Annotated in this window: 24 protein-coding genes; 8 read left to right on the forward strand and 16 right to left on the reverse strand. The window is 64.3% G+C overall.

Annotation, left to right across the window (positions count from 1 at the left end; genetic code table 11):
- On the reverse strand, positions 1 to 1,206 hold the full coding sequence (lptF, locus tag RCO24_RS16785) for an LPS export ABC transporter permease LptF (RefSeq protein WP_308963733.1): 1,206 nt from the start codon (positions 1,204 to 1,206) through the stop codon (positions 1 to 3).
- Between the two features lie 703 nt (positions 1,207 to 1,909).
- On the opposite strand from lptF, the gene RCO24_RS16790 reads away from it, so the two are divergent.
- Both RCO24_RS16790 and RCO24_RS16795 read left to right on the forward strand, forming a co-directional pair.
- Positions 1,910 to 3,463, forward strand: coding sequence for a leucyl aminopeptidase (locus RCO24_RS16790; protein ID WP_308963735.1), 1,554 nt, complete (start codon positions 1,910 to 1,912; stop codon positions 3,461 to 3,463).
- A 424-nt stretch (positions 3,464 to 3,887) separates the two neighbouring features.
- Positions 3,888 to 4,943, forward strand: a complete 1,056-nt coding sequence (locus tag RCO24_RS16795; RefSeq protein WP_308963736.1) for a methyl-accepting chemotaxis protein — start codon at positions 3,888 to 3,890, stop codon at positions 4,941 to 4,943.
- Positions 4,944 to 4,947: 4 nt separating this feature from the next.
- Here RCO24_RS16795 and RCO24_RS16800 read toward each other — a convergent pair whose 3' ends face one another.
- On the reverse strand, positions 4,948 to 5,703 hold the full coding sequence (locus RCO24_RS16800; RefSeq protein WP_308963737.1) for a hypothetical protein: 756 nt from the start codon (positions 5,701 to 5,703) through the stop codon (positions 4,948 to 4,950).
- Positions 5,704 to 5,835: 132 nt separating this feature from the next.
- Positions 5,836 to 6,480 carry a hypothetical protein gene (locus RCO24_RS16805; RefSeq protein WP_308963738.1) on the reverse strand — a complete coding sequence of 215 codons (645 nt, stop codon included), beginning with the start codon at positions 6,478 to 6,480 and terminating at the stop codon, positions 5,836 to 5,838.
- Here RCO24_RS16805 and RCO24_RS16810 point away from each other — a divergent pair.
- Complete coding sequence (locus RCO24_RS16810) at positions 6,479 to 7,096, forward strand: DUF2306 domain-containing protein (RefSeq protein WP_308963739.1); 618 nt, start codon at positions 6,479 to 6,481, stop codon at positions 7,094 to 7,096. The genes RCO24_RS16805 and RCO24_RS16810 overlap by 2 nt on opposite strands.
- Positions 7,097 to 7,150: 54 nt before the next feature.
- A complete protein-coding gene (gene mazG / locus RCO24_RS16815; RefSeq protein WP_308963740.1) occupies positions 7,151 to 8,044 on the forward strand; it encodes a nucleoside triphosphate pyrophosphohydrolase in 894 nt (297 codons plus the stop codon).
- 10 nt (positions 8,045 to 8,054) lie between these two features.
- On the opposite strand, the gene RCO24_RS16820 is transcribed toward mazG, so the two are convergent.
- The 9 genes from RCO24_RS16820 to dusB form a co-directional block, all read right to left on the reverse strand.
- Positions 8,055 to 9,284 (reverse strand): FAD-dependent oxidoreductase, encoded by a 1,230-nt coding sequence (locus tag RCO24_RS16820; RefSeq protein ID WP_308963742.1) that lies wholly within the window; start codon positions 9,282 to 9,284, stop codon positions 8,055 to 8,057.
- A 43-nt stretch (positions 9,285 to 9,327) separates the two neighbouring features.
- A complete protein-coding gene (gene hflX, locus RCO24_RS16825) occupies positions 9,328 to 10,662 on the reverse strand; it encodes a GTPase HflX (protein WP_308963885.1) in 1,335 nt (444 codons plus the stop codon).
- A gap of 108 nt (positions 10,663 to 10,770) precedes the next feature.
- Positions 10,771 to 11,016: an RNA chaperone Hfq gene (gene hfq / locus RCO24_RS16830; RefSeq protein ID WP_308963743.1), complete on the reverse strand. Its 246-nt coding sequence runs from the start codon at positions 11,014 to 11,016 to the stop codon at positions 10,771 to 10,773.
- 193 nt (positions 11,017 to 11,209) lie between these two features.
- A complete protein-coding gene (locus tag RCO24_RS16835; protein ID WP_308963744.1) occupies positions 11,210 to 12,070 on the reverse strand; it encodes a D-amino-acid transaminase in 861 nt (286 codons plus the stop codon).
- A 47-nt stretch (positions 12,071 to 12,117) separates the two neighbouring features.
- Positions 12,118 to 13,515, reverse strand: coding sequence for a sigma-54 dependent transcriptional regulator (locus RCO24_RS16840; protein ID WP_308963745.1), 1,398 nt, complete (start codon positions 13,513 to 13,515; stop codon positions 12,118 to 12,120).
- 31 nt (positions 13,516 to 13,546) lie between these two features.
- Positions 13,547 to 15,847 (reverse strand): PAS domain-containing sensor histidine kinase, encoded by a 2,301-nt coding sequence (locus tag RCO24_RS16845; protein ID WP_308963748.1) that lies wholly within the window; start codon positions 15,845 to 15,847, stop codon positions 13,547 to 13,549.
- A gap of 334 nt (positions 15,848 to 16,181) precedes the next feature.
- On the reverse strand, positions 16,182 to 17,630 hold the full coding sequence (gene ntrC, locus RCO24_RS16850; RefSeq protein WP_308963750.1) for a nitrogen regulation protein NR(I): 1,449 nt from the start codon (positions 17,628 to 17,630) through the stop codon (positions 16,182 to 16,184).
- 3 nt (positions 17,631 to 17,633) lie between these two features.
- Positions 17,634 to 18,809 (reverse strand): ATP-binding protein, encoded by a 1,176-nt coding sequence (locus RCO24_RS16855; RefSeq protein WP_308963751.1) that lies wholly within the window; start codon positions 18,807 to 18,809, stop codon positions 17,634 to 17,636.
- Entirely contained in the window at positions 18,806 to 19,759 is a 954-nt protein-coding gene (dusB, locus tag RCO24_RS16860; protein ID WP_308963887.1) for a tRNA dihydrouridine synthase DusB, read from the reverse strand. Before dusB ends, RCO24_RS16855 begins: the two co-directional genes overlap by 4 nt.
- Positions 19,760 to 19,993: 234 nt before the next feature.
- On the opposite strand from dusB, the gene RCO24_RS16865 reads away from it, so the two are divergent.
- The 4 genes from RCO24_RS16865 to RCO24_RS16880 all read left to right on the forward strand — a co-directional run bounded on the left by RCO24_RS16865 (position 19,994) and on the right by RCO24_RS16880 (position 23,419).
- Positions 19,994 to 21,175, forward strand: a complete 1,182-nt coding sequence (locus RCO24_RS16865; protein ID WP_308963753.1) for a bifunctional 2-C-methyl-D-erythritol 4-phosphate cytidylyltransferase/2-C-methyl-D-erythritol 2,4-cyclodiphosphate synthase — start codon at positions 19,994 to 19,996, stop codon at positions 21,173 to 21,175.
- 123 nt (positions 21,176 to 21,298) lie between these two features.
- Entirely contained in the window at positions 21,299 to 21,823 is a 525-nt protein-coding gene (locus RCO24_RS16870) for a MarR family winged helix-turn-helix transcriptional regulator (protein ID WP_308963755.1), read from the forward strand.
- A gap of 113 nt (positions 21,824 to 21,936) precedes the next feature.
- Complete coding sequence (locus RCO24_RS16875; RefSeq protein WP_308963757.1) at positions 21,937 to 22,431, forward strand: CinA family protein; 495 nt, start codon at positions 21,937 to 21,939, stop codon at positions 22,429 to 22,431.
- A gap of 178 nt (positions 22,432 to 22,609) precedes the next feature.
- Positions 22,610 to 23,419: a pentapeptide repeat-containing protein gene (locus tag RCO24_RS16880; protein ID WP_308963758.1), complete on the forward strand. Its 810-nt coding sequence runs from the start codon at positions 22,610 to 22,612 to the stop codon at positions 23,417 to 23,419.
- A 116-nt stretch (positions 23,420 to 23,535) separates the two neighbouring features.
- Here the strand turns inward: RCO24_RS16880 and RCO24_RS16885 are convergent, their stop codons facing one another.
- The 4 genes from RCO24_RS16885 to RCO24_RS16900 form a co-directional block, all read right to left on the reverse strand.
- Complete coding sequence (locus RCO24_RS16885) at positions 23,536 to 23,994, reverse strand: type II toxin-antitoxin system RatA family toxin (RefSeq protein ID WP_308963760.1); 459 nt, start codon at positions 23,992 to 23,994, stop codon at positions 23,536 to 23,538.
- Positions 23,995 to 24,036: 42 nt separating this feature from the next.
- The gene (lipA, locus tag RCO24_RS16890; RefSeq protein WP_308963761.1) at positions 24,037 to 25,008 is read right to left on the reverse strand and encodes a lipoyl synthase; all 972 of its coding nucleotides are present in this window, start codon (positions 25,006 to 25,008) and stop codon (positions 24,037 to 24,039) included.
- Positions 25,009 to 25,128: 120 nt separating this feature from the next.
- The gene (locus RCO24_RS16895) at positions 25,129 to 25,416 is read right to left on the reverse strand and encodes a GlsB/YeaQ/YmgE family stress response membrane protein (protein WP_308963762.1); all 288 of its coding nucleotides are present in this window, start codon (positions 25,414 to 25,416) and stop codon (positions 25,129 to 25,131) included.
- A 250-nt stretch (positions 25,417 to 25,666) separates the two neighbouring features.
- The gene (locus tag RCO24_RS16900; RefSeq protein ID WP_308963764.1) at positions 25,667 to 25,966 is read right to left on the reverse strand and encodes a hypothetical protein; all 300 of its coding nucleotides are present in this window, start codon (positions 25,964 to 25,966) and stop codon (positions 25,667 to 25,669) included.
- Positions 25,967 to 26,020 lie beyond the last annotated feature (54 nt).

Genomic DNA, 26,020 nt, shown 5'->3' on the forward strand with positions numbered 1-26,020 from the left:
CTAACCCCTCGAACCTGCGGACGCGGGCTGACCCCGCCGGAACCGCTGCCGGAGATTGCCGCCGACCTGGGTCGCCCAATCGGCGAACCTTTCGAGCAGCGCCGAGCCGCGTGACGGACGCGCGCCCCGCACGATCAGCATCAGCGAGACGCCGATTGCGGTGAGCGGGATCAAATAGAGGATCGGAACCGCACTCGCGTTCAACACCACGACGTTGTTGACCGCGAGCCCTGACAGCCGCAGGCCGACGCCGATCAGGAAGCACATTCCCATGCGCAGCGTCCGGTTCTGGCGCGTGCTCTGGGCCTGGCCGATGAGCGCAATCGCGAGCAACACGAACGCGAGCGGATAGAGCGCGCTCGAAAAGCGCTCATGCAACTCGGACCGGAACCGTCCCGGTTCCTGTTTGAAGGCCTGACTGTTGGGAGCGGGATTGACCAGCTCGCTATAATAGCGCTCGCGCGGCTTGAGATCGGGTGGCCCCACCGCGCGCTGCTCGAAACGGTCGAGATCGACGGCATACTTGTCGAACGCGATGATCTGCGTCGGCTCGCCGATTCCTCCATCGCGGCGCAGGATGTGCCCGTCCGTCATGAACAGGTACGCGCCGCTGTCGTCCTTCAGGATGATGCCTTTGTCCGCCAGATACGACTGCACCTCTTTTTCTTTGCGGGCGTCATGCATGACGAGCCCCTGCAGGGTGCCGTCCAGCGAGCGCTCGCGGATGTGAAAGGTGAGGCCCTTTTCGGGGCTTGAGAAGCGGCCAGGCTGGATCACCTGGGTCAGAAGATCGGTGCGCACGTCGACGACGATGTCGCGCAAAAGCCGGAGGCTCCACGGCATCGCGATGTGGTTCACGAACGAGATGAAGACGCAGACGATCACCGCCAGCGCGACGAGCGGCTTGACGATCGTCCAGGCGGTGGCACCGGAGGCCGTCAGAACGATGATCTCGCTGTCACTGTTGAGGCGGTTCAGCGTATGGATCACCGTGATTAGAAGCGCGAATGGCGTGATCACCGCGACGAAGTTCGGCAGACCCAGCGTCGTCATGGTGACGAGGGTCAGAGCGCTCTGGCCGAGGCTGGTCACGACATTGAGCTCGCGCAACGCCAGCGAGATCCAAACGATACCCGTCAACGACAGCAGCACGAGCAGCAACGCGCTGCTCGTCTGCCGGAAGACATATCGCGAGAAGATCCTCATGAGATGGCGATCACGCTTGGCTTCGGCTGCGAGGTGACTTCGGCTGAGAAGGCGGCGATGCTCGACGGTTGGATGGCGAGGCGGCCCGGCGCGTCCGAAAACACGAGACACGCCCGAAAACGTGACAAAGCCCCCGAAACGTTACTGCCAGCCGTAGAACGGATCACCCCCGTGTCCGTCGTTCCACGCGAGAATGGCGGAATTTCGACTGTACTCCAAGCCACTAGCCACCGTCCCGCGACACAGAAGACGCTCTCTTTGCCGAAGCAGCCGCAGCCAACCGGCCCGCTCCTCGAGGAGGAGATTAATCCTGAAACCCCACTTTTAGGCCGTCTCGGCTTGCACTTCGCGTCCAAGCGTCTAATTTCCACAGCGAAGATCGAAACCGCATATCTCTGTTCGAGATCCGCCCGGCTCTCACGCTGGCGCCGAGTTTTTGGCTCGCGCCCGTGCCTGGATCGCTGCCGACGGACCCGAAAAAGGGATCCCGTCCGCACCCGCCACCAGAGAGTATATCCAGACGAGCCTTGCATCCCCATGCTGTCGGAGTGTCGAGAAGCCAAATGACGATTGCGATCCGTCCCCTTACGGACAACCGCAATTCCGCACCGACCCGAGCTTGCCCCGCACACGCAGGGCAAAGACGGCATGAACCCGCCCAGGATCTAGCCCACGATTACCCCCCGAGGAGCACCACAGACCGATGACCATCGCTCTTGAAATCACGTTCGCCCGTCTCGACGCCGCGCACGCCGCCACCACGGCCGCGTTCATCGGCCAGGACCTCATCCTGTCTCCCGCCGTCCAGGTTCTGAACACGCGCAGCCAGGGGCAGATCCTGAAGGCTGCGGAAGCCGCCGATTTCAAGGGCAAGAAGAATGCGGCCTTCGAGATCCTGGCACCGCAGAAGCTCGATGTTCAGCGCCTCGTGCTGATCGGCGCGGGCAAGGCCGCGGATCACGGCGATAGCGATTGGGCGAGCCTGGGCGGCTATGCCCTTGGACAGATCACTGCCCGCAAGGCTGCCGAAGCGAGCCTCGTCGCCGAAGTCGGCGGCGCGACCGACAAACCCGAGACGATCGCCGCAAACCTCGCGTTCGGCGCGCTGCTCCGCCACTACGCGTTCAAGAAATACCTCACCAAGAAGAATGGCGAGGACAATGCGGCCAACAACGGCGCGGGCGATCAAAAGCCCACCCAAGATCGCCTGACGCGCCTCGTCGTCCATTGCGCCGACCCGGACAAGGCCCGCGCCGCCTTCGAAAGCAAGCGGGCGCTCGCCGAGGGCGTCTACATCGCGCGTGATCTCGTCAATGAACCGGCCAACGTTTTAGGCCCCGTTGAGTTCGCCGACCGCGTCAAGGAACTCGAGCGGGTCGGCCTCGAGGTCGAAATTCTCGACGTCGACGCGCTGACCGAACTCAAGATGAACACCCTGCTGTCCGTGGCACAGGGCAGCGTCCGGCCCGCCCGCGTCGCCGTCATGCAGTGGCACGGCGCCAAGTCGAAGCGGGCGAAGCCGCTGGCCTTCATCGGCAAGGGCGTCGTGTTCGACACCGGTGGCATTTCGATCAAGCCCGCCGCCGGTATGGAGGATATGAAGGGCGACATGGGCGGGGCCGCCTGCGTGGTGGGCCTGATGGTGGCGCTCGCCGAGCGCAAAGCGCCGGTCAACGCCGTCGGCATCATCGGCATCGTCGAGAACATGCCGTCGGGCTCCGCGATCCGTCCGGGCGACATCGTCGTCTCGATGTCGGGCCAAACGGTCGAGAACCTCAACACCGACGCCGAAGGCCGCCTCGTGCTGGCCGACGTGATCTGGTATGCGCAGGAGCGTTTCAAGCCACGCTTCGTGATCGACCTCGCGACCCTTACGGGTGCCATCATGGTCGCGCTCGGCAAGGATTTCGCGGGCCTTTTCGCCAATGACGACAAGCTCGCCGATCAGCTGGTCGCGGCGTCCAAGCTCACCGGCGAGAAGATCTGGCGCATGCCGCTCGACAAATCCTACGACCGCCTGCTCGACAGCAAGAACGCCGACATGAAGAACATCGGCGGCCGCTGGGGAGGGGCCTGCACCGCCGCGGCCTTCATCGGACGCTTCGTCAAGAAGGAAACGCCGTGGGCGCATCTCGACATCGCGGGCACCGCAATGGACGCGCCGAAGAACGAGATCAACACCAGCTGGGGCTCGGGCTGGGGCGTCCAGCTTCTGGATCGCTTCGTCGCCGACAACTTTGAAAAGTCGGAGAAGTAGATCGACACGCCCTGAATGGCGGGCGCGGATCCCAGCGGATCAACGCCCGCCATCGACACCGGCAGACCAGGATGCCAGCGGCCGCATTTTACGGCGGTCTGGATCATAGTCAGCAACATACTGTTAACGCGTAATCTAGATCTGCTATTTTCCATAATATATATTATGCGAATGACGGACGGGCTTAATTTGGACGCCGGCCGCATTGAGCTGCGTGAAATTGAATGCGCAGATCCCGAAATCCGCTTCGCCGAATCCGACGCCGCACGATCGGACCACACGATCGGATTGTCCCCGGCTGACAAACTGAACGCAGCAAAGTGATCCCCAGGCTTCAATCACGAGCTGCTTCCCCACCGGCCGCGAGTCGCTCAGTTTGCCCGATGCAAGATTTCTTCCTCTCGATTGCCCGGATCACCCCGCGATGCTGCCCGCACCCAAAAAGCCGGTCCTCATTCACGACGTCATCGCCAGCACGACACGCGTGCGCCAATCCGCAGCGAAGAACATCGATGGCATCCACAGCGTCACCACCCAGCTTCGCGTCCTCGCCCTCAATGCCCTGATGGAAGCGAGCCGCGCCGGCGATCACGGCCGCGGCTTTGCGGTGGTTGCCGAGGAGGTCAAGAAAATCTCCGGCGACGTCGAGACCTTCGCCCGGGCGCTTTCGAAGGACCTCGGCGGCGAGATCACCTCGCTCGACGAGCTGACGCGCCGGATGGCGGCCGAGGCCAACGGACGCCGCATGATCGATCTCGCCTTGAATGCGATCGAGCTTCTGGACCGCAATCTCTATGAGCGAACCTGCGACGTACGCTGGTGGGCCACCGATTCCGCCGTCGTAACCGCGCTCGACCGCCGTGCATCCGAAACCGCCGACCACGCGGCAACCCGCCTTGCCATCATCCTCAAGGCCTACACCGTCTATCTCGACATCTGGATCTGCGACTTGGATGGCAATGTCGTCGCCAATGGCCGGCCCGACCGCTATCGCGTCGCCCAGACATCCGTAGCCGATCGATCCTGGTTTGCACGCGCCAAGGCCCTGCCCGACGGAGACGCTTACGCCGTCGGCGAGGTTGCAGCCGAGCCCGGACTCGCCGGCGCGCAAGTGGCAACTTACGCAGCGAGCATCCGCCGCAACGGCAACAGCTCCGCGCCACCACTTGGCGTCATCGCCATCCATTTCGACTGGCAGCCTCAGGCCCACGCCATCTTGCGCGGCGTCCGCCTCACCGACGAGGAGCGCAAGCGCTCGCGGGTTCTGCTTGTCGATTCCGGCGGCCTCGTATTGGCATCTTCGGATGGACAGGGCGCACTTGCCGAGCGGATCCCGATAGCATTCGACGGACGCCAATCCGGCTGCGATATCGACGCCCGCAGTCGCCTGATCGCCTTCCATCATACGCCGGGCTACGAAACCTACGAAGGCCTCGGCTGGTACGGTGTCATCATCCAGGATGCCGACCGCTCGACGTAACCGCCTACGGCAGTCCCTCTTCCGCGGTCCGCACGCAGGCCGCGATCACCGCGGCATAGACCGACGCCACGAACCCGGTCAGCACGTTCACGCTGATGACGACACCGACGAGCCGCGCCCATTCCTGCGGCATGACGGTCGCGAGCAGCGTCACGATGAAGTCGTCGAACGCCTGTTTGAGCTGGAAGAACAGCTCGCTGACCTGGCTGACGGACGGCTTTTCCGGCAACTCCCACACCAGCTTCCAGCCGATTTCCCCAACGCTCGCCGCATGGATCAGGCCGACTGCCGCGAACGCGGCAAGGCCCGCCGAGAACAAAAGGCCGAGCGGCGGCCCGAGCCGGAAATAGCCCCACCGCCAAGGCTGCGCGCGGAAAGAGACCGAGAGCGCCCGGAGCGCGCTCGATCCTAGGTAGGTCGTAAGGCCGAACACGACTGCCACCCAGAACAGGCGCGAGCTGTCCGTGCCGCCGAAGGTGAAGAGAGCGGCGAGCCCCGCGAGCACACCCTTCATCAGGGCTTCGACACCGCCCACGAGCGCGACGAGCAGCCGCCGCGGCGAGCGCTGCCCCTCGAAATAGAACGGCAGCTCATATGACAGCCGCGCCATTTCGAGCCGGAGCCCGAGCAGGAAGCTGAGCCCCGCCGTCAGCGCCGCGAATAGAAACGGATGATAGAACCCGAGCGCTGCGACGCCCGCGACGGCGGCAATCTCGGCCGCCATGATCACGCCATTGAGCAGGATGCGAAGGACGAACATGGTACCCGGACGGGCGCTGGCGAGAAAATGAAGACATCCCGGCTGCGTTCCCACCGCTCCCGGGATCGAAAGCAATGTTCAAAAATCTAGAGCGCTTCCGGAAAAGTGTGTAGCGATTTTCCGCGCCCGCCCTCAATCGAGCAGCGAGACGGTGCTTTCCGGGCGGCAATGCGCATCTCCAGAGCGCACCAGCGTCGCATTGTACGGGAACGAGCGGCGGAACATGCGGAACTCGCCGCCGGTATCGCCGGTGATCTGCAGCTCCGTCTTGGGATCGTCACCGCGGCCCGGCATGAGATAGACCTCGATCACGTATGGCTCAGTTCCTTTGGCAAGTTCCAGCTTGCCCTTGAACAGCGTGCTGGTGCCGGCGGTCGCCTGCCCGCCGTCGAGCTTCAAGGCCGTCGTGCCGCAGCGCCGTTCTGTGCCGATCACCTCGACACCGCACCAGCCGCTCTGGCAGCGGGCAATGTCCAGCACCAGCGTGCAGCGCTCGTCGCTGCAATCCGCCACCCGCCGGGCCAGCTCGAAGCTGCGGCCTTCCCAGCGTCCGGCGAGATCGACCGCGGCAGGTGGTGCCCCCGCCCCGGCGTCAGCCGCGCCAGGTTCATTCGCGAGTGCCGCGCCCGCCGTAGCCAGAACACAAAGTACGGCAAAGCTCGAAACGATCCGACCAGCCCGTGTGCCCATACCCACCATGACGCGACTTGAAACCTCCGAAAGATTGATCACGGAACCGATCAAATCATCGCGGGCAGGCGAATTTGTGTCGCGCATGTGTCTCTTCGCGGCTGTCGCGGTTCTGATCGCCCTCGCCGTTCCGACCGGTGTGATCGCCGTGGTGGAAGGCGTAGGCGCGATGCCGCTTCCATATAACCTGCATGTTGTGGACATGAGGTTACCGGGAATCTTTAAAATCCACATGTTGGCATCCGGTGCTGCGCTGGTCCTGATGCCCGCCGTCATCGCGGTTCGCCGGCATCGTCGCTGGCACCGCCCGCTCGGACGCGTGACGGCCTTGTTCGTGATCGCCGGCGCATTGACGTCGTTCCCCGTCGCCTACGAAAGCATCTCCGTCTGGCCGGCCCGCGTCGGCTTCGTCGCGCAAGGATTGGTCTGGCTCGCGCTCCTCGTCGAGGGCGTGCGCGCCATCCGCAACAAGGAGCGCGCCCGTCACGCCACGCTGATGCTGGCCATGGCCGCGGTCGCGTCCGGCGCCATTTGGGTGCGCCTGACGACCGCGGTCGCGACCGCCTGGGATCTCCCGTTCGATCCGATCTATGCGTGCGCGACCTGGCTCGGCTGGCTGCTCCCGCTGGCGCTCGTGCTGGCGTTCGCTCCGACGTCGATTTTGCCGCGTCGCGCCCCCTCGCGGACTGCTCTCGCCACCTGAGGTTTGCTCGTTTAGGGTCCGCCGAATGAGATCCTTGAAATCGGCCGAACCTGCATGACCCCTTCCAAAGACATCGCCCGCCTGATCGAGATCATGGCGGCGCTCCGCACCCCCGAAACCGGCTGCCCGTGGGACCTCGAGCAAACTTTCGAAACCATCGCTCCCTACACCATCGAGGAAGCCTACGAGGTGGCCGATGCCATCGCCCGTGGCGACATGCCCGATCTCAAGGATGAGCTGGGCGATCTCCTGTTGCAGGTCGTCTATCACGCCCGCATCGCGGAAGAAGACAACGCGTTCGCGTTCGGCGATGTCGTCGAAGCGATCACCAGCAAGATGATCCGCCGCCACCCACACGTGTTCGGCACCGAGGAAGAACGCGCCGCCGGAGCTGAGCCGGGCTTCTGGGCCAAGATCAAGGCCGAGGAGCGCGCCGCCAAAGCCGCCGAACGCGAAGCCTTACCCTCTGCGTCCCGGTCGGCCAAATCTCTCCCGATCGGCCGGCGCGGAGAAGGGCTGCTTGCCGACGTCTCGCTTGGGCTGCCCGCCCTCACGCGCGCCATCAAGTTGCAGGACAAAGCCGCCAAGGTCGGCTTCGACTGGCCGTCGCTCGGCCCCGTGTTCGAGAAAATGCGCGAGGAGCTGGCCGAGCTCGAGGAAGTTGCGGTTCCGGCCGATCCGCGCGGCGCATCGTCGGATCGATCGCCGGAGCGCATCGAGAAAATCGAGGAGGAATTTGGCGACCTCCTGTTCGTGATGGCCAACGTCGCGCGCCATCTGAAGCTCGATCCGGAAGCAGCCCTCCGCGCCGCCAATCAGAAATTCGTCCGGCGCTTCGACCACATCGAGCGACGCTTGGCCGAAGCGGAGCGCACACCCACCGACGCAACCCTCGCCGAGATGGATGCCCTTTGGGACGAGGCAAAAGCCAACGAGCGGAACGGCTGAGCGCGCGTGGTCAGCCGTTCCCGACGCGAACCGCGCCCGACACGCTCTCGCGCCGTACGCCGAGACCGAGCACCCGCGCGGGCAGCCGCTGCAGCACCGGAAACATCTGCAGGAGCCTTAGCGCGAACGGAGGTTTCGGCTGCTCGCGCAGCTTGAGCGTACCCGAGATGATGGTGTTCTGCATCGCGAGCTGGATCGCCTGCGTCACGCGCGTCGGAAGCATCCGGCGCTTCTGCACGGCCGCGAGATCGGCTTCGCCAAGAGTTCCGTTCCGCAACGGCTCGACTAGGATGTTCGCCGCCGCCACCGCGTCCTGAACGGCCAGGTTCACGCCGACGCCGCCGATCGGGCTCATCGCGTGAGCAGCATCCCCGATGCAGAGGAGCCCCGGCCGGTACCATTTCAATAAGCGATCGACACGCACCGTCAGAAGCTTCACGTCGTCCCACGATCCGATCGCATTGAGCCGCTCGCGCTCGAACGGCGACGCGGCGGTAATCGCATCCTGGAACGCCTCGAGGCCCGCAGCCTGCAGCGCAGCGAGCGATCCCTTCGGAATGACATAAGCGCACTGCCAGTAATCGCCGCGATTGAGCAGCACCAGGATCGAGCCGGCGCCGAACCGGCCCATCGTCTGCCCGTCCTCGCCGGGCCTCATCGGCAGCTTGAACCACAGCACATCCATCGGCGCACCGAGGTTCTCGCTTTGGAGGCCGGCCTTTTCGCGCACGATGGATCCGCGCCCGTCGGCCGCTACGACCAGATCGGCAAGAAACTCCTGCTCGCCGTTGGGTCCGGTGGCTTTGACGCCGACGATCCTGTCGCCCTTTTGGATGAGGTCCGTGACTTGGGTATTCGTCTTGAGCGTGAAGCTCGGGTAACGCGCTGTCTCCGCCGCGATGAAATTCAGGAAATCCCACTGCGGCATCATCGCGATATAGCGCTCGCGCACCGGCAGATGCGTGAAGTCCGCGATGGTCACCGGCGTCGTGCCGACGAGGCCGCCGAGCTTCTCCACCCTCTGATGTGGCAGCTTGAGGAAACGATCGATGAGGCCGAGTTCGACCATGATTTCGAGCGTCGAGGGATGCACCGTGTCGCCACGAAAATCGCGCAGGAAATCCGCGTGCTTTTCGAGAACCGTCACGCGAACGCCGGCGCGAGCGAGCAGGTAGCCGAGCATCAGCCCCGCAGGGCCTCCGCCAGCAATACAGCACTGGCTTCTGGAACTCTCCGTCATCGCGACTGACCTCTATCGACGCCGCACGCCGGTGATCAGTGTACTATGGAAGCGAAATCCCGGCGCGTTCGAGTTGCTGAACGAGGCGGATTTTCTTCTCCGACGCGATCCGGACGCGAACCACGATCTCGCCCTCCTCGTTCGCCTCCTGGTGGAGAACATCCGCGTTTTCATGAAGCCAGGCGATCAGGCGACCGTCGTGCGCGGGCAGCGAAAGCGTCAGAATTTCGTCGCCTTGCCCGAGCCTTGCATCGATCCGATCGAGCAGACGGTCGAGCCCGTCGCCTGCCACCGCCGAGATCAGCACCGGCTGCGGATCACGGAAACGGGCGGCAGCTTCCGCCTCCTCCCGCGTAACCGGCGACAACAGATCCACCTTGTTCCAGACTTCGAGAATGGGCGCATCCGCCGCGATCGTATCGATGCCGAGATCGCGCAGCACGCCTTCCACGTCGGCCGCCTGCGCCTCCGTTTCGGCGTGCGCGATGTCGCGCACATGCAGAACGAGATCCGCTTCGATCACCTCTTCCAGCGTCGCGCGGAACGCGGCGACGAGTTGTGTCGGCAGGTCAGAGATGAAGCCCACCGTGTCGGAGAGAATGATGCGCCGACCGGAGCGGAGCCGCACCTCGCGCATGGTCGGATCGAGTGTCGCGAACACCTGGTCCATCGCCAGCACGCCGGCGCCAGCGACGCGGTTGAACAGCGTCGACTTTCCGGCGTTCGTGTAGCCGACGATCGCCACGATCGGATAGGGAACCTTGCGCCGCCCCTTGCGATGCAATTCGCGCGTGCGCACCACGCCTTCGAGTTCGCGCTTGATCGCGATGATGCGCTCGTCGAGCATGCGCCGGTCGAGCTCGATTTGCGCTTCGCCCGGACCGCCGAGAAAGCCGCGGCCGCCACGTTGCCGTTCGAGATGGGTCCAGGCGCGAACCAGGCGGCCCTTCTGATACGAGAGATGCGCAAGCTCGACTTGCAGCCGTCCTTCACGTGTGCGGGCACGGCGGCCGAAGATTTCCAGAATGAGCCCGGTGCGATCCAGCACCTTGGCCTTCCACGCGCGCTCGAGATTGCGCTGCTGCACCGGGCTGATGGCATGATCGACGATGACAAGCCCGGCTTCGAGCTCCGTGACGAGATGCTGAAGCTCCTCGACCTTGCCTGAGCCGAACAGCGTGCCCGGCTTCGGCTGCGCGACCGGCACCAGCATCGCGCCGACGACATCGAGATCGATCGCTTCGGCAAGCCCCTTTGCTTCAGCCAGACGATCCTCCGGCGAATGCAGCGAGATCGCGCGCTCCGGTTTCGGCGATGTTCCCTCGCCAGAAGCCGCGCGCGCACGCGCCAGCACAGGCACGAGCACCAGCGTGCGCATCGCGCCTGCTCGTGTTGTCACCAGCTCTTTGTTGCCCGATTGCTTCTTGGGGCTTTGGTCCGGGACGCTACCCGGCTTCGTGCTGCGGTCGATGGGACGTGCTCACGCTTACTGACCGTCGGTCTCCGCATCCATGAGATGAACGGGAGCGCCCGGCATGATGGTCGATATCGCATGCTTATAGACGAGCTGCGAGTGACCGTCGCGGCGCAAGAGAACACAAAAGTTGTCGAACCACGTCACAATGCCTTGAAGCTTGACGCCATTGACGAGGAAAATCGTAAGGGGCGTTTTGCTCTTTCGAACGTGATTGAGAAAGGTGTCTTGAAGGTTTTGAGCGCGTTCTGCAGCCATCGTTCGTTGCCTCTTTTTTTTAGCCTCTTCCTGGACTTTGATCTTGGGCGTCAGGCGCGACCTTCATCGTCGCCTGACAAGCCGCGAGCACGCCGAACCACTCGGGACTCAGGAGCAGCTAACTTAGCTTAATTGCAGGACAATAGGCGGGAGTGTGCGCCGCGACAACATGGAGAATTCGCACAGTTGGAAGTCAGCGGGAAAATTCGACAGCTTGATGAAAGTTTGAGCGTAAGCGCCGCGTCAATTCCCCTGGATGACCATTCCCGATTGGCCGTCCGTCGATCGCGACAACCGGCATAACGGTGCCGGAAGCCGAGGTAATGAACGCTTCGCGTGCGGAAAAGGCTTCCTCGACGCGAAACGGGCGTTCCGTGAACGGGATTTTTTCCCCCATAAGCAAATCAAAAAGCGATCTGCGTGTGACGCCGGGCAGGATTGCATTTCCGGTCGGTCTCGTGATCAGCGTTCCTGAAGCGTCGACGATCCACGCGTTGCTCGACGCCCCTTCGGTAATGAACCCTTCGGAATCGACCAGCCACGCCTCCTGCGCGCCGTCTGCGGCTGCAGCTTCCTTGGCGAGCACCGCAGGAAGCAACATGACGGTTTTGATATCGCACCGGCCCCAGCGGATGTCGGGCATGGTCTTCACCGCGATACCCGCAGCAGCGCGCGCCGCACGCTTAGCCCCGTCCACACGGCGCGCCAGACAAACGATGGTCGGCGCGATGTCACCCGTTGGAAACGGAAAGTCGCGAGGTGCTGCCCCGCGCGAGATCTGCAGATAAACGAGCCCAGTTTGCACCCGGTTGCGCTTCACCGTTTCGCGCAGAACATGCCCAAGCGCACGGCGCGACATCGGCATCGGAATGCGCAATTCGCCGAGCGAGCGTTCGAGCCGTTCGAGGTGACGCGTCTCATCGACGAGACGGCCCTGATCGACCTCGCACACCTCGTAGATGGAATCGGCGAATTGAAATCCGCGATCCTCGACGTGAACGCCGGCCTGCCCATAGGGCAGATACTGCCCGTTGACGTACACGACCCGCGTCATGCCCGCTCGTCCCCCTGCCCGCTGCCTGTTGCCAGCTAAGCTACCTATTACCCGACCTTCATCTCGTTACCGCGCTGATCCGACGAAACGCCGAGCGCGCGCAGCTTGCGATGCAGTGCCGAACGCTCCATGCCGACGAACTCCGCCGTGCGCGAGATGTTGCCGCCGAAGCGGTTGATCTGCGCGAGCAGATACTCGCGCTCGAAAATCTCGCGGGCTTCACGCAGCGGCAGGCTCATCAGATGCTCCGCCCCGCCATTCACCGGCAGCGGCACGTTGGAGCCGATCTCCTCCGGCAGCATGTCGGCCGTGATCACCGCACCGGGATCACCGCCCGCGAGGATCATCAGCCGCTCGATGTTGTTGCGAAGCTCGCGCACGTTGCCGGGCCAGTCGTGCGCCTGCAGCACAGCGATGGCGTCCTCGCCGATGCGCCGCGGCGAGAGGCCCGACGCCTGCGAAAGCTGGTTCACGAAATACTGGATCAGCTCGGGAATGTCCTCGCGCCGTTCGGCGAGCCCCGGCACGCGCAGCGGCACGACGTTGAGCCGATGATAGAGATCTTCGCGGAAACGCCCCTCGCTCATGTCACGCTCGATATCGCGGCTCGTCGACGAGACGATGCGGACGTCGACCGAAACCTTCTGCGCACCGCCGATGCGCTGAAACTTCTGCTCGACGAGCACGCGCAGCACCTTGCCCTGCGTCTCGAGCGGCATGTCCGCCACCTCGTCGATGTAGAGCGTGCCGACGTGCGCTTCTTCGAGCGCGCCGACCTTGCGCGGACCGCCAGAGCGATCCTCGGTGCCGAACAGCTCCTCTTCCACGCGATCCGGCGCCATCGAAGCCGCGTTGAGCACGATGAACGGCCCATCCGCGCGATGAGACTTCTGATGCAGGAGGCGCGCGGCCAGTTCCTTGCCGGCCCCCGACGCGCCGCGGATCAGGATACGGCTGTTGGTTGGCGCCAAGCGATCGATCGCGCTCTTGAGCTGGTTGATGGCCGGCGACTTGCCGATCATTTCGGCCGACACCGTCGAGCGCTCCTTGAGCTCGCGCACCTCGCGCTTGAGCTGCGAGGCTTCGAGCGCGCGCAGCGTGACGAGCACCAGTCGGTCAGCCTTGAACGGCTTCTCGATGTAGTCGTAGGCGCCGCGCTTGATCGCCGTCACCGCCGTCTCGACGTTGCCGTGCCCCGAGATGATCACCACCGGCAGATCCGGATAGGTCCGCTTGATGACCGACAGCACCTCGAGGCCGTCGAGCCGGCTTCCCTGCAGCCAGATATCGAGGATGACGAGCTGCGGCCGCCGTTCCTCGATGATGCGCAAGGCTTCGTCGCTGTCGCGCGCAAGGCGCGTACGATGGCCCTCGTCCTCGAGAATGCCCGCGACGAGTTCCCGAATATCCGCCTCGTCATCGACGATCAGAATGTCTGCAGCCATCTCTCAACTCCTAAGTGTCGTCTGGTGTGCATCAGATCTCGCGATTGCCGGCCGCAAGCTTGCGCTCGCTCGGGTCGCTGTTCGAATTGGCCGCTGCCTCCGACGTCAGGATCGAGATCGGCAGCGAAAGCGTGACGCGGGCGCCGGAGGTCCGATGCGCATCGAGCGGCGCATCGTCCAGCAGCAACTGCCCGCCGTGTTGTTCGATGATCTTCTGGACGATCGCGAGGCCGAGCCCCGTACCCTTGTGGCCCTTGGTCGTGACGTAGGGTTCGAGCAGCCGCGAGCGGTTCTGCTTCGGAAGCCCGGGGCCGTTGTCGCAAACCTCGATCGCCACCGTCGTCGCATCGAGCCGAAGCTCGACGTCGACCCGCCCTTGCCGGCCGGGGTCGCTGTCAACGGAGCTCTCGACGGCCTCGGTGGCGTTCTTGACGAGGTTGGTCACCGCCTGCGTCAGCAGCCGGCGGTCGAAGGAGGCGTAAACCGGCTGCTCGGGCATCTTGAGCCCATAGACGACGCTGCCATGGCTCTCGCGGAACAGGATGACCGAATCCAGCACAGCATCCCGGAGATCGTTGTGCTCCATGACCGGCTTCGGAATGCGCGCGAACGAAGCGAACTCGTCCACCATCGTTTTGATGTCGCCGGCCTGCCGTTCGATCGTCGCCGTCAGCTTGTCGAAAGTCTCGCGGTCTTCGAGAATGACCTTTCCGTATTTCCGGCGAATGCGCTCGGCGGAGAGGATGATCGGCGTCAGCGGGTTCTTGATCTCGTGCGCGATGCGCCGCGCGACATCGGCCCAGGCGGATGTGCGCTGAGCAGAAACCAATTCGGTAATGTCGTCGAAAGTCACGACCGAGCCGACATCGCCGGGGCCGGCTTTCTCGCGCGTGACGCGCACGGCGAACGTGCGCTCCTCGTCGCCGATCGCAATCGAGATTTCGTGTGCGCCGCGCGCCTTGACGCCGGGCTCCTCGCGCCGTTCGAGCGAAGGCGCCAGCATCGGCAGCGCATCGACGAGCTTCTTGCCGACGATGTCGGCTTCCTGGGTCGCAAGCAATTGCTCAGCGGCGCGCGAAACGAGGGTGATGCGATCCTGGCTGTCGAGGCCGATCACGCCGGCGGAAACGCCCGACAGCACTGCCTCCATGAACCGGCGGCGATCGAGCAGCTGCTCGTTCGCCATGACCAGCGCGTCGCGCTGGTGCTTCAGTTCGCGCGTCATGGTGTTGAAAGTTGTAGAGAGGCGCCGGAGATCGCCTTCGCCGCGCCGTTCCGGCAGCTCGACCCCGAGATTGCCACGCGAAACATCGAGGGCCGCCTCGATGAGACGGCGGATCGGCGCCACGAACCGGCTCGCGAACCACAGGCCCACCCAGATTGCGGCCAGCAGCGCCGTCATCGAGATCATCGTGTAGATGAGGCCGTGCGCGAACTTGAGGCCACCGCGCGCCGCTCGAAGCCGGTTGAACTCGTCGACACTCTGCGCGGTCCTCTGCAGGTGTCCCATCACCTTGGGGCTCAACAGTCGCGACACATAGAGGTAGCGGTCCGGATAGCTGTTGAGCTTGGCAACGCCCGACACCTGCGAGGTGCCGGACGGCGAGAACAGCGCCACCTGCCCGTTCTTCACTTGCGCCAGATAGGGAAACGGAACCGGCGTGAACGGCTGCGCCTGATCCTCGAGCGCCGCGATGAGCGGGTCTCCATTGCCGTCGAGCACGTATGCGGCCGGAATGTCGCGAAGCCCCGCCTGGGCGATCACCTGCTGGCGGAATTCCGGGCTATCGATTGCAATGTGATCGGCCGCCGCATCGACGTCGCGCACCATGTTGGCGAGATCGGTGCGGAGCAATTGCCCGTGCTCGTCGACATAGGCCTGCGCCACCTCGACCGAGTTGTTGATGATCGCGCGCGTTCGGGTTGAGAACCATCCATCGAGCGAACGCGAGAAGGTCGTCGTGGCCGCCACCGCGAGCAGCATCGCGGGCAACGCCGCGATGATCGAGAACAGCAGAACGATGCGGACATGCAGCCGGGCGCCAGGCAGCCTTTCGCGCCAGGCCCGCCACATGCCGTAGCCCTGCCACGCGATGACGGCGATCATGGCCGCGATCAGCACGACGTTCACGAGCAGCGCGCCGAGGACAATATCGTCGCGCGGCGCGATCGGCGTGAGACCGGTGAGAATGAGATAGGTCGCGAGTGCCGAGATCAGCGACAGGACGACGACGACGAGGCCGATCCAGAACGCCCGATCGGTAAGATCGAGCAACGGCGACGCAGCGCCGTGCGTCCACTCGGCTTTGCTCGTGGTACCTCTACCGACCATTCGACCTTCCGTCACTTTGCAGCAGATGCTCAGCAGAGCGTATGACCAGCGGGAGTGTTACTCGCCGATCACGAACGTTCCGTCCGGACGAGGCGTGTTCGCCACTGCCGCCACCCATACTGGCGTGCGCCGGGCACAAGTGACAGTGTAACTGTGACATTCCTGCGACGCAATCGGTGCGACAGATGGACTTTTCTTGCAAACTCGCAACGCCCGATGGCGGGAATGTTACGCATTCCCGCGCGTTGCGAGGATCAACTGATCGGAAGCCACCCTGGCAGCGACCAAAAATAATCGTGCCAGGGTGCGTGTCCGATGTTGTAGCCCGAGGTCGTCAGGGCATCGGCGTTCTGAAAACGCGGATGTCGAGGGCTTTGATCCGGCTGCGGAGCGTGTTGCGGTTGAGACCGAGCAGCTCGGCGGCTCGAATCTGGTTGCCGCGCGTCGCCGTCAGCGCTGCCGACAGCAGTGGATGCTCGACCTGCCGGATCACCCGATCATAGAGGCCGGGCGGCGGCAGCTCCTTGCCGAAGCCGGCGAAATACTGAGCAAGGTAGCGCTCCACCAGCTCCGAAAACTCCTTCGGCTCCGTGTCCGACGTCGGGCTCCGTTTCGGCAGCACCTCCGCCAGCTCCTGATCGATGATCTGCTGGGTCAGCGTGTCTTGCGTATAGAGCGCACCCACCCGGCGCACGAAGTTTTCGAGCTCGCGCACGTTCCCCGGCCACGGATGCGCCTTGAGACGCTCGATGGCCGCTGTCTCGATCGATTTCTGACCGAGACCCTCGCGTGCCGCCTGGCGCAGGAAGTGACGCACGAGATCGCCGATGTCCTCGACCCGCTCGCGTAGCGGCGGCAGACGCAACGGAACCACGTTGAGCCGGTAGTAGAGGTCCTCGCGGAACAGCCCCTGCTGGATCTGGCTCCGGAGATCGCGGTGGGTCGCCGCGATGATCCGGACGTTCGTCTTGATCGGAGTACGCCCGCCGACAGTTGTATATTCGCCCTGCTGCAACACGCGCAAAAGCCGTGTCTGGGCTTCGAGCGGCATGTCGCCGATTTCGTCGAGAAACAGCGTGCCGCCCTCGGCCTGCTCGAAGCGGCCGGGCGTGCGCGTCTGCGCGCCCGTGAACGCGCCCTTCTCGTGGCCGAACAGTTCGCTCTCGATCAGCTCGCGCGGAATGGCCGCCATGTTGATGGCGACGAACGGCCCCTGCCGCCGCTTGCCGTAATCGTGCAGCACGCGCGCAACCAGCTCCTTGCCGGTGCCGCTCTCGCCCTGGATCGTGACCGTGAGATCGGTCTGCGTGAGGCGCGCCAGCGCCCGGTAGATTTCCTGCATCGCGGGCGAGCGGCCGATCAGCGGCAGCTCCTCGCCCTCCATTTCCGTGCTGGTAGCGGCACGCGGCCGCCGGCCCTGCCCCGCAAGCGCCCGCCCGACGACCGCCACGACCTCCGAAAGATCGAACGGCTTCGGCAGATATTCGTAGGCGCCCTTCTCGGCGGCCGTCAGCGCCGTCATCAGCGTGTTCTGCGCGCTCATGACGATGATCGGAAGCTCGGGCCGCACCTTCTTGATGCGCGGAATGAGATCGAACGCGTTTTCGTCGGGCATCACGACGTCGGTGATCACGACATCGCCTTCACCCTGGCTCACCCAGCGCCAGAGCGTTGCGGCGTTGCCGGTCGCGCGTGGCGCGTATCCTGCTCGCGCCAGCGCCTGGTTCAAGACGGTCCGGATCGCGGTATCGTCGTCGGCAATGAGAACAGTGCCACGGGCCATGGATCAGCCTCTCCTGTCATTGGCGAGAAAGGGGCGCCTGCTGATCGGCGCGTCCTTTCGGCTTCGGTCTTGCATCGGCAGGAGGACGCGGAACACCGTACGATTGGCCTCGCTCTCGCACTCGATGATGCCGCCATGATCGCCGACGATCTTGGCAACGAGCGCCAACCCGAGACCTGTGCCGTTATGCTTGGTGGTAACGAAGGGATCGAACAGGTGCGGTTTCAGATGATCCGGCACCCCGGAGCCGTTGTCCTCGATCTGGATCATCAGCGGCAGGCTCATGCGCGCATCCGCGCCCGGTACCAGCAGGCGCACGCCGGGACGAAACGAGGTCTGCATGATGATGCGACCCTGTCCCTCATCGTTGTCGCCGATCGCTTCGACCGCATTCTTGAGAAGGTTGAGGAAGGCCTGCACGAGCTTGTCGCGATTGCCCGGAATCGGCGGCAGCGAAGGATCGTAATCCTCGATGATGCGCACGCTCCGCCCGAACCCGGTTTCGGACAGGCGGCGCACGTGGTTCAGCACGTCGTGGATGTTGACCGGCTCCTTGGCCAGCGGCCGCTCGTCGCCGAATACTTCCATCCGATTGACGAGATTGCGGATGCGGTCTGTCTCCGAGCAGATCAGCTGCGAGAGCGCGCGGTCCTCGTCCGAAAGACCCTGCTCGAGAAGCTGGGCCGCACCCTTGATGCCCGAAAGCGGGTTCTTGATTTCGTGGGCCAGCACCGCGGCCATGCCCGAGACCGATCTTGCCGCCGCCCGATGCGTGAGCTGTCGCTCGATCATCTGCGCCATCGTGCGTTGCTGGAGCATGATGACGATCAACTGGCTGCTGTCGTTCATCGGGCCGGCGTAGACGTCGACCAGCTTGGCGTTCGCGAACTTGGGGCTCGCCATCTCGACGCCGTACTCGTTGACCGTCGCCCCGCTCTCGCGCACCTGCTCGACGAGCGTGAGAAGCGGGCAACCGAATGCGATGATGTCGTCGAGCTTCAGCCGCGTCAGCATCACCGCGCTGGTCGAAAGGAAGGATTCGGCCGCGGCGTTGCCGTAGATGATCTGATTGCCGTCGCTGACCACCAGGATCGGATGCGGTAACGCGGCGAGCAGCATATCGTGCTCGACCACGGCCTTGCGGATAGGGATAGGACGCTCCACGGCTCTCTTGCTCACGCAGCTTTCTCCAACACGTCTGCTTCCGTCGCGTCTCCGTAGAACGCCTCGATCAGCGCCAGGACGCGAGCCGGGCTCGCCTCCGTGCACAGCTCTCGGCGCCACGCCTTGATCGACCCCACGCGATGGCCGCTCGATTCGAGATACCAACCGATATGCTTGCGCGCATTGCGAAGCCCGATGAACTCGCCGTAGTGGGCGAGCATCGCTTCCACATGAGCGCGAACCACACGGCTCTGCTCCGCGAGCGGAGGCAACTCCGTCTCTCCGCCCTCGGCCAGCGCAGCCGCGATGCGACCCAGAAGCCAAGGCGCGCCATATGCGCCCCTGCCGATCATCACGCCATCCGCACCCGAAGCGGCGAGTGCCGCCCGCGCATCCGCGACGCTCAGGATGTCGCCATTGACGATCACCGGAATGCCCACCGCCTCTTTGACTGCGCGAACGGCCGACCAATCGGCACGGCCTTTGAAGAACTGCTCGCGTGTACGTCCATGCACGGTAAGGAGCTGGATGCCGGCCGCTTCCGCCCGCTTCGCAAGCACGGGCGCGTTGCGGGAGCGGTCGTCCCAGCCGAGACGCATCTTGAGCGTCACCGGAACCGACACCGCCCCGACGACAGCCTCGATCAGGCCCAGCGCATGATCGAGATCGCGCATCAGCGCCGACCCCGACGCCTTGCCCGTAACCTCGCGGGCCGGACAGCCCATGTTGATGTCGATGATGTCGGCGCCCTTAGCTTCCGCGATCCGCGCCCCCTCTGCCATCCAGTGCGGATCGCAGCCGACGAGTTGCATCACGAACGGCGCGAGACCTTCGCCCTCGGCCCGCCGCAACACGTCCGCGCGGCTGCTGACCAGCTCTGCGCTCGCCACCATTTCGGAAACGACGAGTCCCGCTCCATACGAATGCGCGAGACGCCGGAACGGCAAATCGCTCACGCCTGTCATGGGCGCGAGAAACACATTGTTCTCAATTGGTTGCTGGCCAAGCTTGATCTTTGTCAAAGCCGCGCGTCTCGCGTTTGCCTAGGTCTTGAGCACATTCATGAGGTGCCTTGGATTTAGGCACAATATGCTGGCGCATAGCATTGTGCAAGCGCGAAGCTTACCGGGATGATTGCCCAATTGCCGCGTCACGGCTAAGTCCGATACCTGGACTGAACCCCTTTTCGGGACGCTTTCGTGACTGCAGTTGCCCTGATTGTCGCCGCCGGCCGCGGTGCTCGCGCCGCGCGCGACCTCATCCAGCCCAAGCAGTATGCACCGCTCGCGGGCCGCCCCGTGCTTGCGCACACGCTTGCCGCCTTTGACGCCTGCCCGGCCGTCGGCGCCATCGTCGTCGTCATCCACCCCGACGACCGGGCCTTGTACGCAGCCAGCACCACCGGCGTATCGTCCAAGCTGGCTCCTCCTGTGTTGGGAGGCGCGACGCGGCAGGAGTCGGTGCGCCTCGGTCTCGAAGCCCTCGCGACCGCCGCACCCGAGCACGTCCTGATTCACGATGCGGCCCGCCCGTTCGTGACACCGGACATCGTGGCGCGCGTCTTGGCAGCTCTCGATACCCACGAGGGCGCCATCGCCGCCGAGCCGCTGTCGGACACCCTGAAGCGCGATGACGGTGCCGCCGCGATTGCCGAAACAGTTCCCCGCGCCGGCCTCTGGAAGGCGCAAACCCCACAAGGCTTCCGGTTTCCATCGATCTTGGCCGCACACGTCCGGGCCGCCGACGACGGACGCGAGGATTTCACCGACGACGCCGCGATTGCCGAATGGGCCGGCCTGAAGGTCGCCCTGGTTCCAGGCGCTAGCCGCAACTTCAAGCTCACCACGCCCGAGGACATGCAGATGGCCGAACGCCTTTTGAGGCCCGAAACGCCGGCCTGGGAGCCTCGCACCGGCACCGGCTTCGACGTCCACGCCTTCTGCGCGGGCGATCATGTCTGGCTCGGCGGCGTGCAAATCCCGCACGACAAGGGCCTCCTCGGACACTCCGACGCCGATGCCCCGCTGCACGCCTTGACCGATGCCCTGCTCGGTGCCATCGGCGACGGCGACATCGGCCAGCACTTTCCGCCGTCCGATCCGGCCTGGAAAGGCGCGCGCTCGCGCCTGTTCGTTGAGGACGCCGCCAAACGCATCGCCGCCCGTGGCGGACGGATTACCAACGTCGACCTCACCGTCCTGTGCGAAGAGCCACGGATCGGCCCCCATCGCGACGCCATCCGGGCGGCAATCGCCGACATGCTGGGGATCGAGGTCGGTCGCGTGGCCGTCAAGGCAACCACCACGGAACGACTGGGATTTACCGGGCGCAAGGAGGGCATCGCCGCCCTTGCCACGGCGACCGTTCTGCTGCCGCTCTGAGACCAGCATCGCTTAAGGTCCGGCGCATAGGCTGCCGCGAGCAGCCGCCTTATCCTCAGCCGTGAGCGAGGCGCGCGTTGACCCCCCGTGCAGAATCGCGCCATCACCGTGTCAGGTGGTTGTATGACCAAAAGCGATACGGGGGCTAACTCCATGAATCTGATGCATACTCTCGAGCGTCCTGCGACGGAGCAGTCCGGTGGCGCCAATATCGCCGACATCGCCGAAACGACGTCCGCGACCTGCTTGGCAACGCGCGTCCGTCAGCTCTCGCGCATCATCACGCGTCTTTACGACGACGCCATGCGCCCGCTCGGCATTACCGCGAGCCAGTACACGCTGCTCGCCCAGCTCGCTTCGCGCGACGGCATCACCGCCGTCGAGATCGGCCACGAGCTCGACATCGAGAAGTCGACTCTCTCGCGCAATCTGAAGCGCCTCCTCGCGCTCGGCATGATCATCATGGATCCGCCGGCCGGACGCCGCGGACGTGGCCTTCACCTGACGCCGAAGGGCCAGGCCGTGCTGAAAGACGCCTATCCGGTTTGGCAGGCGGCCCAGGCACGCTCGGTCGCGATGATGGGTGTCGATACCCGCGCTAAGCTCGACGACCTGCTTCGCCTCGCCGAAAAGCTGATCGCGGAATAACCGGACGCGCGCGTTGCGCGCGGCAATCGGATTTGACTACTCTCGACGAGGTGCGCCGCAAGGCGCACCTCGTTTGCTTTTGGGAAAGCCTCGCCCGGCACGACTGGAGAGCCATGCAAACCACCGATCTCATGCCGAAAGCCGAACGGCTGATCGCAGTGCTGCGCGCCCGCGGATGGAAGCTGGCAACCGCCGAGAGCTGCACCGGCGGGCTAATCGCAGCCACCTTCACCGAGGTGGCCGGCGCCTCCGACGTCTTCGAGCGAGGTTTCGTCACCTACTCCAATGCAGCCAAACTTGGCGATCTGGGCGTCGACTTCGAAACCCTCTACCGGCATGGCGCGGTGAGCGCCGAGGTGGCTGAGGCGATGGCCAGGGGCGCGCTCCGCGCATCCGCAGCCGATATCGCGCTCTCGGTAACCGGCATCGCAGGCCCTGGAGGCGGATCGGCGTTAAAGCCGGTCGGTCTCGTTTACATTGGCTTGGCAGCCCGCGGACTTCCCGCCGTGGCCCATGAATTCCGCTTCGGCGATCTCGATCGCGCCACGATCCGCGCCAACACCGTTGCCGAGGCCCTTACCATCCTGGAGCACGCAATCCGCGCTTGAGCCCCAGACCATGATCGCTTCGAACCCTACCAGTCCGGAGCGTGAAACATCGGTCTCAAAGGCACAGATCCTTTTGCCGATCCCTTACGTAATGCGTGATGGTCAGGCAAAGGCTCCGCCGCTACCATGCGCGCCTGTTGCCTTCGCCAGTGATGGGCCTTCAGCACAGAGGTGCGCCTTGCCGAGCTTCCTGCGTTCCGCCTCGCTGCCGCTCCTCGCGTCTGGCCTCTTCGCCCTAATGGCAGCGCCGAGCCACGCCGCTGACTTCACCGCACGCCAGATCACTGAACAGCTCTACAAGGCCGCCGCAGGCGCGAGCATCGATTTCAGCGGCCGCGATCTTGAAGGCCTCGATCTCGCCGGCCTTGCCTTCAAGAAGGCCCGTCTTTCCGAAGCAAACCTGTTCGGCGCCGATCTCAGCGGCGCAGATTTGAGCGATACCGATCTCCGCTCCGCGAAGCTCGACCGCATCAACGCCATCGGCACCCGCTTCGATCGCGCCAACCTTGCCGGCGCGAGCCTGCTGCGCCCAACGACTGCCACGACTTTCGACGGCAGCAGCACCGGAGAAGCCCCGAGTTTTATCGGTGCCGACCTCACCAAAGTGCGCATGTTCGGCGTTTTCATCGGCGGCAATTTTTCCGGGGCCAAGATGGCGGGCGTAACGCTGGCCCCCGCAAACGACAGCGGCTTCATCGAGGTTCTTTGGCGCTCGCGGCTCGATTCCGCCGACATGAGCGGCACCGACCTCTCGGGCGCCAATCTCACGCACGTCTCATTCCGCTTCGCAAACCTCAAGGGCGCCAATCTCGCCGGCGCGAAGCTCAAGAATGCCGACCTCAGCCATGCCGATCTGACCGGCGCCAACCTGGCGGGCGCCGACCTCAGCCACGCCGATCTCGACAGCGCGAAGCTCACCGGCGTCACCGGTCTCGACACCGCCTCGGGTCTCGACAGCGCCCGCAACCGAGACAAAGCCATCAACTGAGATTGACGCGACCATGATCGCTTCGGACCTTATCAGTCCGAAGCGTGAATCATCGGTCGCGTCAAAAAACTGGAGCGTGATTGCGATTCAAAGAAAGGCGATCATGCTCCAGGCTTTCACGCGCCGGCAGGGGATCCGTAGAGCGTCCGGGCCCGCGCTTCGAACGCATCGGTATAGCTGCGCACCGCCTTGTCGAACGCCGCCCCGACGATCAGCGATAGCATCGCCGAGCGAAACGCGTAGTCGATTGCGAAATGCACGTCGCACCCGTCGCCCGCAGCCACGAACCGCCATTGGTTTTCGAGGTGAGTAAACGGCCCGTCGAGATTACGCACCCGGATCAGGTTCTGCGCCCGGTCCAGCACGACATGCGTCGTGAAGCGCTCGGTGATGGCCTTGTAGCCGACCGTCATCGTCGCCCTGAGCTCTTCTCCCGCCTCGCCGGCTTTGCGCTCATGCACGACGAGCCCTTCGCACAGCGGCAGAAACTCGGGATAGCGTTCGACATCGGCCACGACATCGAACATCTGCTCGGACGTGAACGACACGCGGCGAACGGTGCGGAAACTCGGCAAGAGATCAATCCTGGATGCTTGACTTGAGGGGGGCGACTGCGATCAGGCCTTGGCAATCCCGCCGGCCCGCGCAGCCTTGAGGCGGCGGAAATCGTCGCCCGCATGATACGAAGACCGCGTCATCGGGCTCGACGCCACGACGAGAAAGCCCTTTGCGAGCGCGACCCGGCGCAGATCCTCGAACTCCTCCGGCGGAACGTAGCGCTTGACCTCGGCGTGTTTCGCTGACGGCGCCAGATACTGCCCGATGGTCAGGAAATCCACATCCGCCGAACGCAGATCGTCCATCACCTGCAGGATTTCGTCACGCGTTTCGCCAAAACCGACCATCAGGCCGGATTTCGTGAACAGCGACGGATCGATTTCCTTGGCCTGCTGCAAAAGCCGCAGCGAATGGAAATAGCGCGCCCCCGGCCGAATGCGCACGTAGAGACCCGGCACCGTTTCGAGATTGTGATTGAGCACGTCCGGCCGCGCCTCGACGACGTGCACGAGCGCGCCATCCTTGCGCAGGAAATCCGGGATCAGCACCTCGATGCTGGTATCTGGCGCGCGCCGCCGCACTTCGCTGATCACCGAACCGAAATGCACGGCTCCGCCGTCCTCGAGATCGTCCCGGTCAACCGACGTGATGACCACGTGTTCAAGGCCGAGGGTCGCCACCGCCTCCGCCACGCGCTGAGGTTCACCCGCATCGAGCGGCAAAGGTCGCCCGGTCGTCACGTTGCAGAACGCGCACGCCCGCGTGCAGATCTCGCCCATGATCATCATCGTGGCATGGCGCTTCTGCCAGCACTCGCCGATGTTCGGGCAACCCGCCTCCTCGCAGACCGTCGCAAGGCCATTCTGGCGCACGATCGCACGCGTCGCGAGAAACCCGTCGGACGAAGGCGCGCGCACGCGGATCCACGGCGGCTTCGGCAGCATCGGCTTGTCCGGCCGATGCGCCTTCTCGGGGTGACGCGGGCGCTGGGCGCCGTCGCGTGGCGCCCGCGTGTCGATGAGTGTGACCATGACCGTCCTCTGCCGGACTCGCTCTGACACGAGTTTAGCCTCGGATCGTCGCCGATGCGAGGCTACGCAAGTCGACGATAACCCAGGGCCGTTCCGACTTTAGGGGTAGCGCGGGCCTTTTCAGCGCCCGCCGAGGAAGCGGGCCACGATGACCACGATCAGCGCACCAACCGTCGAAACCGCGATCTGGTTGCCATAAGGGATGATGGCGTCGAAATCGTAGGGCACGGTGAGCAAGCCGGCGGAAACCAGATAGCCGCCGAGCACTGCGCCGATCAAACCGACCAGGAGGTTGCGGATCAGTCCGCCGCCGCCAAGCAAAAGCCCAGCCAGCCAGCCCGCGACCAGGCCGTTCAGGATCATGATGATCCAGGCCTTGTTGTCGCTCGCGAATTGTACGTAGTCCATCGAATGCTCCCCTAACCTCTACCGACCGGCCTTAAAGGCCATAAGTCTTTCAGACCATGACTGCTCCGCGCCCTTTGAGCCTGACGCGTGAATCACTGACGCATCAAGGCACCGGACTTCGGCGGAATTTACATCGGAAGAGTACAAGGTTCGCGAAAAAGTGGGACCACAGTCCCACGGCGACCAAACGCCCAAAAAACCGCAACGGTTACAGAGGCTAGAACGCGCCCCGCACCAATGCAGCAGCGGATCAGACGTGGCAGCGTGCGCCGAGATAGTCGTTCAAAAGGCGGTTGTAGAGGTCGGCATCGGCCTTCTGGGCCGGGCTGATCTTCTTGCCCGACGCTTCAGCCTGCACCGAGGACGGCACGCCCTTGGCATCGAGCCGGTTCAACTGCTGCTTGATTGAGCCGCAAGACTCGCCATTCGCCAACGCCTTGCTGGTCGGTCCGCTGCCGCCACCGGACGCGCAGCCGCCAGCCGATACGGCAACGCCCAGCGCGCCCAACACGGCAAGACGAAATGCGCCTCCGCGCATCATCGCAATCATGGATCGAAAGCCCTCTCGAAGTAGCATCGACAGACAAGGTAGGGTGTTCGGCAA

The organism is Hyphomicrobium sp. LHD-15 (genome assembly GCF_031157355.1).
Classification (GTDB): domain Bacteria; phylum Pseudomonadota; class Alphaproteobacteria; order Rhizobiales; family Hyphomicrobiaceae; genus Hyphomicrobium_C.